This is a genomic window from Chryseobacterium sp. (assembly GCF_022712095.1).
Lineage (GTDB): Bacteria > Bacteroidota > Bacteroidia > Flavobacteriales > Weeksellaceae > Chryseobacterium.
On sequence record NZ_JALAHD010000179.1, the window covers coordinates 1 to 11,904 of the forward strand.

The following is an 11,904-nucleotide window of genomic DNA, read 5'->3' on the forward strand; positions in this document are numbered from 1 at the left end:
ATGAAGTATCTTTTTATTTTATTGTTTATCAGCTCCAAAGCCTTCGCATGTGAAGTGTCATTTTCTTTAAAAAGGGAAAACGGCAGACCTATAAAAAATACCGTGATGGTTATTGCCAATCAAAAAATACATATAAGATCTGATGGGAACAGCGATTTAATCAATCTGGAAGAAGGAGAATATACTATTTCCATTTATGAAGGTGAGCAGTTAATAGACACGCAAAATATAGTGATCAGTTGTGAAACAAAACATTATTCATTGCTTATTCCAAAGGAGAAGACAAAACAACTGGAAGAAGTTGTCATCAGATCACAATCCATCAAACAGAAGCTGGAGAATTCTCCTTTCTCTGTTCAGGTTATTGACATGAAAGAAAAATATGATACAGCGGGGGATATCAGTAATCTTCTGAATAAGTCAACAGGAATAAAAATCAGGAACAACGGTAATCTGGGTTCATCAACACAAATCAACCTGGGTGGATTACAGGGTAAAGCGATCCGAATGTTTAAAGACGGAATTCCGATTGAGTTATTCGGACACGGCTTCAACATTGGGACAGTCCCCGCCAATATGCTGGAACGGATAGAGGTCTACAAAGGATCCATGCCCATATATCTGGCTTCTGATGCATTAGGAGGCGGAATAAATCTTGTAACACGTAATCCTAAATCGAATTTAGCGGAAATCTCTTATGAAATAGGTTCATTCAATACCCATCGTGCCACTGCCAATGTGTTTATTACCAATAAAAATAATCCTTCTTATTATTTTGGATTAAATACAGCCTACAATTATTCGAACAATAATTACAAAATCGATGCTCCTTTTGTAAACTCCGAAACCGGTCAGGAATACAGTAAAGAAGTAAAGCGTTTTCATGATGCTACAAGATCGTATTATGGAGAAATATTTGCCGGCACCCGGGATAAAAAATGGGCAGATGACCTAAGGCTATCTCTGATTTTTTCAGATTTCTATAAAGAGATTCAAAACGATAGTGAAATGGGTCAGGTCTACGGGGAGCCTTTCAGCAAAGAACGCAATTATGCCGCCATTTTGGTATATAAGAAGGGATTCTTTGATAATAAACTTACGATGTCTTCCACATTTAATTACGGCCGTTTTAACACAAAACTTATTGACACGGCAACGGTACGTTATAATTGGGATGGTGACATCATCCTCAGAAACCAGTCCATTGGTGAAATTAATAACGGAAGTAACCAGCGTTTGCATTACGACCTGTTTTCAACCCGAATTAATGCAACGTACGAGTTCACCGATCATCATTTTATAGAGTTTGGCGAGTTATTTTACCATCAGTACAGAAAAGGAAGTGATCCGCTGGGGGCCATCTCACCTGTTTATGATATTGATATTTTGGAAATTCCAGCGACCTATCAAAAGAATATAGCTGCACTGGCAGTTCGTTCACAATGGCTGGATAAAAAACTGGAAAGTATTATTGCCGTTAAGTATTATAACAGTAAAACAGAAGGTTTTACCACTGACAAATTCAATTTTGCATGGCAATCTTCCAAATCCAATAGCAGTTTAGGCTATTTAGCCGGCTTAAAATGGAACAATGATGATTATCTGCTAAAGCTTTCTTATGAGTATGCCATTCGTCTTCCGGATGAGCTGGAAATATTTGGTGACGGTGTGTTAATTAAAGAAAATCTTGATTTAAATCCGGAAAAAAGTCATAACATCAACCTGAATGGCCAGTATGCTTTCGGAAATAAAAAGAATAATGGAATTCTTGCGGCCAATCTTTTCTATCGAAGAGTTCAGGATGCTATTTTCTTACAGCCCGATATTCCCTACAGCCGGTATATTAACTTCTATGAAGTGGAAATTATGGGTGCCGAACTGGAAGCCAATTATAATCTTAAAAATTATGTGAATTTCGGTTTTAATGCAACATATCAGGATATACGCCGTGTTAAGGAAAGACCTGAATTCAGAATTTATGAAGGTTCACGGGTGCCCAACATCCCGTTTTTGTTTGGAAATGTCTTCCTGAACGGTACTCTTGATAATATTTTTAAAGAAAAAGATAAATTAAGCCTTAGATGGAACCTTAATTATGTACATCGTTTTTATCTTACCAATATACCCAAAAATCAGGAGCCTGGTCTTTTCGGTGATGCAGAGCAGGTGGAATCGGAATTAATTATTCCCAATGACGGAAGACTCGGACAGTTTTCCAATGATTTAGGGATTCATTATCAATTTTCAAACAAAAAAATAAATGCTTCATTCGAAGTACTCAATATCGGGAATGTCAAACTCTATGACAATTTCAATATTCAGAAGCCAGGGCGGTCTTTTCATTTTAAAATAGTTTATACAATTAATTAATTTTTAATAATCCAATATTATAATCATGAGAAAAACACCATTTAAATTTATCTTTACAACACTCTTATCATTCTTCTTATTGCTTTCGTGCGGTAATGATGATGATAGCAATACAGAATCCGGATTCGTCTCTGAAAATACGGATACCCTTCCTCAGGATGAAACATGGATCATTTTTAATGGAACAGAGAACTGGTCGGGTGGAATTTATGCATTAGGAAGTAATAAATCCCGGGAAATAGACCTGTCAACGGTGGCATTCTATCAATTGGGATATTCCGCCGGGGGACGGGTTATTAATAACGTTTTATATAAAAAAGATGGATCTCTTTCGAGCAATATTGGAGTTTCCAAATATAAACTCGAGTCAGGGAAGTTTTCTGCTGACGGTTTTTTAAGTACTCCTAATAATACTTATGAAACTAATTTCCTAGTGGTGAGTTCCTCGGAAGGCTATTATTGGGATCTGTCTGTAGGTGGTTTAAAGGTTCAGAAATTTAATCCTTCTACGATGCAGCGTACGGGTGAAATTGATTTTACTTCTTTATCTGACGGAACCAGTCCATACGAAGCTGCCGGTCAATTAATCCTGGCCAAGCGTGATAATAAATTATATGTAGATGTTCAGCATGGAACACGTACTACGGCATGGCAGGTAACTCCCAAAGAAGCAAAGGTAGAGATTGCTGTTTATGACCTGGCAACAAATACAATAGAAGGTGTTACACAATATGCAGGTCCCTCTAACTTAGGCCTGTTTGCAGATCATGTTTTATGGAGTATTGACGAAGTAACCAAAGATTTATATGTGGTTGCAATAGGTAATATGAGAACGCAGACCCCAGAATCGAAAATATTACGGATTAAGAACGGAGAAATGACATTTGATCCTAACTTCGAATTGAAAATTTCAGATTATCAATATCCAAGTGATTTCAACAGAATATTTGCTTATAACAATAAAATTTACACCACCATATCAAGCAGGGCAACATCCTATTATTCCGGTGGACAGCACGGTGTCACTTACAGACAGGATATATGGTACTGGACAGAAATCGATGTCAATACCAAAAAAGCAAAAAGGATAAATGATATGTTACCGGACAACTTCTATTCTTATCAGAATCCTTTTTACCATAAAGGCAAGATCTATTTCATATCTAATAATACGACAGAAAATTTTGCGGGAGCTTATGAGTATGATCCACTGACAGGCGGCGTGAAGGAAACCTTTCGATTGAAAGGAAGCGGAAGATTAATGGGCTTCAATATTATGACCAACTAATACACCGGATCATGGAGCTTTCAAAAAAGATAATGACCGGACTGAGCTATGTTTGCCGGGCTCTTTTAGCATACGTTTTTATTCCGCATGGATATGAAAAGCTGGCAGCCAGAATAAATCCCCATGAGTATATTGATTTCGGACTGAAGGGAGATTTCTTAGATTTCTATCTGATCTGGGAGCGTACAAATTTTATCTGGGTAATCGGAGTTGCCCAGTTAATTGGCGGTCTGCTGCTTATTTTCAGACGGACTTATTTCCTGGGAGCAATCTGGTTACTTCCCTTATCTGTAGGGATGTTCTGCACGCATGTATTCATAAGCCACGCGATGGATTTTTTATATTTTGATCTTATCGTCCTTATCCTGAACCTATATCTCATAGTAGAGAATTTTAAATTAATCAAAGAAGATTTATTGCGACCTCAGAAAACATTCATTTGAAAAAAATAATATCATGAAAGTTTTAAATATATTAAATAGTTCCTATAATCTCTTATTCAATCTTTTGATGCGGGAATGTAACAGTTGGTATTTCCTAAATATTATACCAAAGCATGATGAGCACTTGGCTCTTTACATGAAATCTTGTCAAACCCTTGATTTTGTGCGGTTCGATTTAAAAAATGATCATAGAATCCTTTATTTTCCAATTCATTACAAATCCCTGACGGGAATGCATGTTTTTGGAAACCATGTGGGAATCAGAACGGAAAGGTTTGGAAAAATAGAGATAATTACTATGGGTGAAGCTCTTATATTTCTAATGAAAGAGCAGTTTCCTGAGACCGCCACCCCTCAGTTTTATGCCACAATCGATCATGTAACGGATATTTATAATGAATTAATTGAAAAGCGGACCTTTAAGCTATTTTCGGACGTTGCCCCTATTCTATCTGATAAAAAGGCAAAAGAAAATAATGAGGTCGCTTTAAGTAATTTAGTCCATGAATATTCTACAAAGGAAGAATTAGCCGGGTTCCATCAGCTGCTATCAGATTATGCCGGCAATTCCAATACGGATATCGGTAAGGCTGCCATTCTGTGGTTAAAAAGTTATACCGATTGTCTATTGCAAAGTGTTGTCAATAAATATACGGAAGAGGGCATAATCACGGCCCCCAATTTATTAAATACAATAATAACAACCGACCAGGAAGGTTTGCCGGCACATCTGTCCTTTTCCAATAGCAATTATATTTTAAAAAATGACCTGCCGGAATATTTCAATATCAGGAAAATTGAAAATTTCTTACAGACTCAGCTTCTTACCCACAACTTATTTCCTGTAATCCGCGCTTTAGGATTATCAGGGATAAATACCGAAGCGAAGCTGTTAGAAGAAGTTTCTCATTCTATGCTGGCATTTTATAATCTATATTCTGAAAACAAAAATTTTATCTTCCATTCTACAGTTTTTGTTGATTTCTTTTTACCTTCTATCTTTTCAATACACGACACAGAGCACATTCACAGTCAGGCTAATCAGCATAATCATTTGATTAACAGCAAATATTATTCTGATAAACTTATAAAACCTGAAAAGGGTGAATTAGTCCACAAGCGTTATTTTGAAAACAGCGTCATGGAAATAGGTATTCGTGCTTTCGACATTGATACAGACCTGGATATTCTTTACGAGTGGGTCAATAAGGACTATGCTAAAAAATTCTGGGAAATGGACGGTCCTATTGAAGAGCTGGAAGAAGCCTACATTAAGCTCTTAGGTGTTGATTATTCACATCCGTATATTGGAACATTGAACGGTGAGCCTATTTTTACTTTAGAGCTTTATTGGGCTGTTAAGGATGAAGTCGGTAAGTACTACCCTTTCCATCCCGGAGATTATGGTTTCCATATGTTAATTGCACCTGCCAAGAAGAAGATCAATAATTTCTCTTATTACGCGCTTACGATGTGTATGGAACATTTCTTTTCTCATTCTCAGGTACACAGAATGATTGGTGAGGCTTCTGTAGATCATGCAGGAACCCATAATCTAATTACTAAGGTCGGATGTGAATTCAGCAAAGCTCTTACACTTCCTTATAAAACATCTAATCTTACTTTTTTGAACAGGGAAATGTATAAAGATGCTGTACAGGACATTTTAGATACATCCTGTTCTGAAATTTATCTTAAAGTCTAATTATTTACTTACAAAAAAACAATTATGAATAATAACATATATGATGTAATCGGAATAGGAATTGGCCCTTTCAATCTGGGAATGGCTGCTTTATCGGATCAAATACCATTAAAAACATTATTTTTTGATCAGTCACCTTCCTTCGACTGGCACAGAGGACTAATGATAGACGGCTGTACTTTACAGGTCCCCTATATCGCTGATCTTGTAACTTCTGTGGAACCCACCAATAAATTCAGCTACCTGAATTACCTTGCTGCCAGCAACCGGCTGTTTAAGTTCTGTATCAGAGAAACATTTTACATCACACGGACCGATTATAATAATTACTGTAAATGGGTTGCTTCACAACTACCACAATTGAGATTCAGCCATCGGATAAAAAGTACAGAATATACATCCAAACATAACGGGATCTATGAGGTTACAGTTCATGACCTGATTAACAAAACCACTAAATTTTATCATACACGGAGGCTGATCGTGGGTACAGGAACAGTTCCTTCGGTACCAGACTTCACAAAAGAGCTTACAAAGGAGCGTGTTTTTCATTCTTCCCAATACACCTACAGAAAAAAATATATCAAGCCGGGAAGCACCATTTCCGTCATTGGTTCAGGCCAAAGTGCTGCCGAAATTTTTCATGATCTGTTAAGGTCTATGGAAGAAAAACATTTCAAAATTAATTGGCTGACTGAAGCTGAACGTTTTTTCCCGATGGAAAGTTCCAAGTTAACATTTGAACATACTTCTCCTGATTATCTATCCTATTTTCATTCATTGGCTGAAAGGAAACGTCATCAGATCGTAAATAACCAGGATGCTTTATATAAGGGGATTAATCAGGATTTAATTGACACGATCTATGATGAGCTATACCATATGGAGCTTCATAGTGATTCCCCTTTACCTATACGTATTCTGCCAAACACACGTCTGGAAGCTTTGACGGGTGATAAATTTTCCGGTTTTGAAATGGATCTTTTCCACAAAATGCTTGAAAAGCCTTATCAGCTTCACTCCGATTATATCATACTGGCAACCGGTTATAAGCATCAGGAACCTGATTTTCTTCACGGGATCAATCATCTGATTAACCGTGACTGTTTCGGTCAATTAAAAGCCGACACCACTTATAACATCAATAAAACAGGGAAAAACCTTTATATCCTTAATGCGGAATTAGCATCACACGGAATTCTGACTTCCGACTTAGGAATGGGACCGTATCGTAATGCCATGATATTAAATGATATTTTAGGATATGAACATTTTAATTTAGAAAGGAAAATAGCTTTTCAGGATTTTGGGATTCCAAAAGAATTTGATCTTGTTCCTGAATTACTTGAGTCACAATATTCAACAACGAATGGATAATATGGTACAAAAACAAAGGTTCATAGCAATTGATATTATTAAAACCATTGCTGTATTTATCATGATTCTATTACATGTGCTTATTATGTACGGCTCTGAATCAACGATTTACAATAATTTCAGTAAATGGTTATTATTCATCATAGAAGGTTTGGGAGCACCTGTTTTCATTTTTAGTATGGGGGCATCTATATTATTATCCGGAAAAAAAACGGCAAATCAGATTCTAAAGCGGGGTGCACAATTATTCGTTATGGGATATATTCTGAATCTTTTAAAATTTTATCCAACAATAAAAATACTTCAGGTTTTTCCTGAAGCTCTTTTTAAAGAGACCCATCGTGTTAATGATACCGAAGGACTTATTGGTTTTTTGCTACTTGGTGATATCTTACAGTTTGCTGCAATCGCTTATATAATATGTTCTTTCATCAAACCATATATTCTCCGTGCTCCATATTTAGGAGCTATCTTAAGTGTTGCTATTTTCATTATTGCACCATTATTATACGATATCGGAAGTTCCAATTATCTCTTGAATTTTATCTACGGAAAAAACTTTCAGGTATATTTCCCTTTACTCCCCTGGATCGGATTTGCTTTTCTCGGGCTTTTAATAGGTTGTCAGATCAATATATCCCAGCATAGAAATGAGCTTCCTAAGCTGTTCCTATCCTTATCTTTCATTGGAATAATCTTATTATTTTTTGGCTGGCGATCCATTAATTATAGTTTAACTCAATATTTTTCTACAGATTATTATCATAGGCCTGGCGGAGTGTTGATGATGTACTGTGGGGAGTTATTATTACTTTTTTCTATTGCTTATTTTGCTTCCCAAAAACTATCATACTCAGCAATACTGTTTTTAAAATTTTGCAGTAATAATGTTACTTCTATTTACATTATTCAATGGATCCTTGTTTGCTGGGGGTGGTATTTTTTTGCCTATGGCTCACAACCGTGGAATGTTATAATACTGATATTTTTAACCATTTCAGCCATTACCTTCGGGCTTACCTATTTCAAGGAAGTTTTTAATTATAATTAACAACCTAATATCATGAGTGGAGAACATTTCAAACTTATAGAACTGTCTTTATATGTAAACAGAAAAGAATATATTACCCCTCATTATATCAGGGTTTATTTATATGGAGATGGACTACAAACGGTACAGGATAATACTACAGTTGGGGTAAACAACAAAATCCTAATCCCGCCTAAAGGTGCAGATAAAATCTATTTTCCTAAAATAGATTCTAAAAAAATGCAGTGGATTTATCCCCCGGAAGAGGTACGCCCTACAATCCGTACTTATACTCATAGAGGAGTGAACGCCAAAAGAAAAGAATTATGGATTGACTTTGTTTCCCATGGTGATGAAGGTCCGGCATCAGCATGGGCCATTAATGCAAAAAAGGGAGATTTATTAGGTGTTTTAATGTCCAATGAAAAAACAGAATTATATAAAACGGTACAAAATTACGTTTTCGTAGGTGATGCTACAGCAATTCCTGTTATAGGAAGTATTTTAGAGGAGCTTCCTATATCGGCAAAGGGAGTTTGTATCATTGAGGTTTTTGATGAAAATGATAAACAAAACTTATTTACAAAGGCATCGATTGAACTGATCTGGATTTATAATACCCATCCTCAAATGGGAAGCGAATTGGCCAATTGGTTAAAGAAATTACCACTACCCGAAGAAGACCGCTTCGCCTATATTGCAGCTGAATTCACTACTGTAAAAAATATTCGCCAGTATCTCCGAAAAGAAAGATTATGGAATAGAGATGAGGTGAGTGCTTATTCTCATTGGAAATCCGGTATTTCAGAAGATAGATCCGAAGCAGAAAGAAGAAAAGAGAATGAACCTCAATAAAATTTCTGAAAAGATTTTTAAAACGTAATTTTATAAGTTCCGGTAGAAGACGTACTTGCTTTTTCGGCTTTTACATATTGTTTTACCCACGAAATCGATGTAGAAGCTACACATGGATCAGAAATACCTCCGGATCTTCTTGCCGAAACTACATTTCCTGCTTTATCAACCGTGTAAGCAATACTAATAGATCCGCTTGCGGTACATTTATGAGAAGGTTGAGCTCCTCCTCGTCCCATTGTTCCGGGAATAAAGCCTACCAATTTTCTGTCTATACCTACTTTACTGTCACCATTTCCGTCTCCGCCTAAAGGATCACCGGCGTTGCCTATCCCTGTTCCGGTACCCTGACTTCCTGCCTTACTACCTCTTCCTTTGATCAAATTACCAATTGCAGCATTACCTTTTCCGTCTCCACTTCCTGTTTTTGCATTTCCTGTAGCAGCAGTGCTTTTTTTGGTTGTTTTCGCCGCGGTAGTTCCTGAAGTTGCTTTTTTATTACTTTTCGTTTCCTCCTTTTTAGGAGCTGTAACTTTGGTATTATTACCGGTAATAATTTTTTCCTTAGCTTCTGATTTTTTAGTCTCAGGTTTTGGATCCGGTTTTACTACCGTTTTTGTTTCCGGAACTTCGGCCTCTACAGGGTCAGGAGCCACCTCTTCTGTCTGAGCAGCAAGGCTGCCTTCCTGCTCTGCCGGTTCTTCTATACCGTTCCCGTTTCTGTTATCTCCAAAATTAACAAGCATCGTTGTAACCAATTCAGGCTCGGTTTCCTGTGTCGGTTTTAATTTATAAAGGAAAACAAAAAGCAGAATAGCAGACCAAATAAGAATAGAAAGTATTCCACTCTTTACCTTGTCCTTATATTCTTCCTGCTTATTGGCTGTATATCCTCGCATCACTAAAATTCTTCAGCTTAAATTTATTTATCCTTAACGGTGGCTATCGCAATATTGAATTTATATTTTTCTGCAATCTCCATTACGAAAACCACATCTTTATGCATCGTATTTTCATCTGCTCTTATAGTAAAAGACTGACTCGACTTACTTTTAAGATCATTCACAACGGTTTGTTCCAGTTGTTCTCTGCTCACCGGTAAATCATCCACATAATAAGACCCGTCAGGTTTTATACTTACAGTTAATGGATTCGGTATATTATCATCTGTACTTGCTGTCTTCGGTAAATTGACATCAATTGCACTCTGATTCGCAGCAGAAGAAGTAATCATAAAAAATATCAACAACAGCAATATAACATCTGTCATTGCTGCCAAACTAAATTCAGGGTTAGCTTTATTTCTTCTGTGAATTTTCATTAGAAATAATTTATAATGGTTTGTTGATAATATCTAAAAATTCACCTGATATATTCTGTGCCTTTAATACAAACTTATCAATTCTTGTAAGAAGAATATTATAAAAGAAGTTGGCCGGAATTGCAACGGCCAAACCTACCGCAGTTTGTCCTAATGCCGTATAGATACCTTCTGAAAGAGTCTTGGGCGAGAATGAGCCGGTAGCATGAGATAGATTAAAGAAAGCAATAATCATCCCAATAACCGTTCCTAAAAGCCCCAACATCGGAGCTATACTCGGTACAACAGCCAAAAGATTGAGGTTTTTCTCCATATTGGCTACTTCTACCTGTGCCTGAGATTCCATAGCGCTTACAATATCAGAAACAGGGCGTCCCAGCCTTGAGATTCCCTTTTCCAGAATTCTTCCTTCCGGTGAGTTCTGGGTTTTACAGTAATCTGCTGCCGCTTCGATTTTTCCTTCCCTAATGAAATCCTCAATATTATCCATAAAATTGGAATCAGTTTTTGAGGTAAGCCTTTTGATAAAGAAAAAGCGCTCAAAGAAAAGGTATACAGAGAATATTCCCAAGAGTATTACCGTTACCATTACTATTTTGGCAAAGGCTCCCCCGTGAAACATTATTTTCCAGAATGAAAACTCTAAATCATCTGCAGCTATTGCAGGAGTGGTAATTTGTGCGAACAAAATTTGCGTAAGTTCCGTTAACAGCATTATTTGAATATTATAATGGTTTTAAATGACAAAAATAAAGTAATATTATCAATTGATATCTTAAAAATTGCTTAAAAACAACTTAAATATTTGTTATTTATATATAAACGACAAATTCCTTTCCAAAATCTGTTGAAAAGAAATCATATTGTAACGATAAATTCTAAGAAAAGCTAGTCTTCGTCTACTTCAATATCATCCTGCTTAAATTCACATTTAAGTCTGAATGGGATTGGAGTACCCGAACCTGTATAAAAATCATCAATGGATCCTTTCCAGATCACCTGCAGCTCTCCTTCTTCATTCTTTTCAAATAAAAGCTCATTATCATATAGATAAGCTTCTTCATCATCAAAAAGATCTACTTCGGTGAAAGTTTCCTCTTCAGAGTCATTAATGTTAATTATTTTTCCTTCAAGTTCCGCCGCTTCTATAGGAAAATCAAATATTTCCAATGAGAGCTGGGGAAAATTGTATTGTAAAGAATCATCATCTACATGATCTAAACTATCATCTGTAATAATTTCTACCTCCAGAAAGTGTTGTTTGTTGCTGTAAACTGCTTTGCAATAACTGTTTCGTATATTGTATTTTAGCGTTTCGTCCGGATGGTAAATTTTTAAAATCCCTTTCATTTTTTCCTAAAAAAAGAAGTGTAATAATGTGAGTGTTAAACGTTTTCAACAAAGATAAAAAATTGTGTGAATGTGAAAAATATTTTGAAAAAATAATTTTAAAATCAGTTATGCAGATAATTGGTTTATGAATAATACTTAATTTTGTTATTCCAAAGATTCTGA

The 11,904-nt window shown here is 36.1% G+C and carries 11 protein-coding genes; 7 read left to right on the plus strand and 4 right to left on the minus strand.

What is annotated here, in order from left to right; all coding sequences use genetic code 11:
* The 7 genes from Q0A18_RS09270 to Q0A18_RS09300 all read left to right on the plus strand — a co-directional run.
* The coding region (locus tag Q0A18_RS09270) for a TonB-dependent receptor plug domain-containing protein (RefSeq protein ID WP_292009872.1) at positions 1-2,370 on the plus strand (2,370 nt) is incomplete at its 5' end.
* A 25-nt stretch (positions 2,371-2,395) separates the two neighbouring features.
* Positions 2,396-3,658, plus strand: a complete 1,263-nt coding sequence (locus Q0A18_RS09275) for a hypothetical protein (RefSeq protein WP_292009873.1) — start codon at positions 2,396-2,398, stop codon at positions 3,656-3,658.
* An 11-nt stretch (positions 3,659-3,669) separates the two neighbouring features.
* Positions 3,670-4,101 carry a DoxX family membrane protein gene (locus tag Q0A18_RS09280; RefSeq protein ID WP_292009874.1) on the plus strand — a complete coding sequence of 144 codons (432 nt, stop codon included), beginning with the start codon at positions 3,670-3,672 and terminating at the stop codon, positions 4,099-4,101.
* A gap of 13 nt (positions 4,102-4,114) precedes the next feature.
* The gene (locus Q0A18_RS09285) at positions 4,115-5,806 is read left to right on the plus strand and encodes a GNAT family N-acetyltransferase (protein WP_292009875.1); all 1,692 of its coding nucleotides are present in this window, start codon (positions 4,115-4,117) and stop codon (positions 5,804-5,806) included.
* 24 nt (positions 5,807-5,830) lie between these two features.
* Positions 5,831-7,183 carry a SidA/IucD/PvdA family monooxygenase gene (locus Q0A18_RS09290; protein WP_292009876.1) on the plus strand — a complete coding sequence of 451 codons (1,353 nt, stop codon included), beginning with the start codon at positions 5,831-5,833 and terminating at the stop codon, positions 7,181-7,183.
* Between the two features lies 1 nt (position 7,184).
* Positions 7,185-8,234, plus strand: a complete 1,050-nt coding sequence (locus tag Q0A18_RS09295; protein ID WP_292009877.1) for a heparan-alpha-glucosaminide N-acetyltransferase domain-containing protein — start codon at positions 7,185-7,187, stop codon at positions 8,232-8,234.
* Positions 8,235-8,246: 12 nt separating this feature from the next.
* Positions 8,247-9,068 (plus strand): siderophore-interacting protein, encoded by an 822-nt coding sequence (locus Q0A18_RS09300; RefSeq protein ID WP_292009878.1) that lies wholly within the window; start codon positions 8,247-8,249, stop codon positions 9,066-9,068.
* A 17-nt stretch (positions 9,069-9,085) separates the two neighbouring features.
* On the opposite strand, the gene Q0A18_RS09305 is transcribed toward Q0A18_RS09300, so the two are convergent.
* The 4 genes from Q0A18_RS09305 to Q0A18_RS09320 form a co-directional block, all read right to left on the minus strand.
* Positions 9,086-9,967 (minus strand): ferric siderophore ABC transporter substrate-binding protein, encoded by an 882-nt coding sequence (locus Q0A18_RS09305; protein ID WP_292009879.1) that lies wholly within the window; start codon positions 9,965-9,967, stop codon positions 9,086-9,088.
* Between the two features lie 23 nt (positions 9,968-9,990).
* Positions 9,991-10,389 carry a biopolymer transporter ExbD gene (locus tag Q0A18_RS09310; RefSeq protein WP_292009880.1) on the minus strand — a complete coding sequence of 133 codons (399 nt, stop codon included), beginning with the start codon at positions 10,387-10,389 and terminating at the stop codon, positions 9,991-9,993.
* A 10-nt stretch (positions 10,390-10,399) separates the two neighbouring features.
* Positions 10,400-11,104, minus strand: a complete 705-nt coding sequence (locus Q0A18_RS09315) for a MotA/TolQ/ExbB proton channel family protein (protein ID WP_292009881.1) — start codon at positions 11,102-11,104, stop codon at positions 10,400-10,402.
* A 173-nt stretch (positions 11,105-11,277) separates the two neighbouring features.
* Positions 11,278-11,739, minus strand: a complete 462-nt coding sequence (locus tag Q0A18_RS09320) for a hypothetical protein (protein ID WP_292009882.1) — start codon at positions 11,737-11,739, stop codon at positions 11,278-11,280.
* Positions 11,740-11,904: the final 165 nt, after the last annotated feature.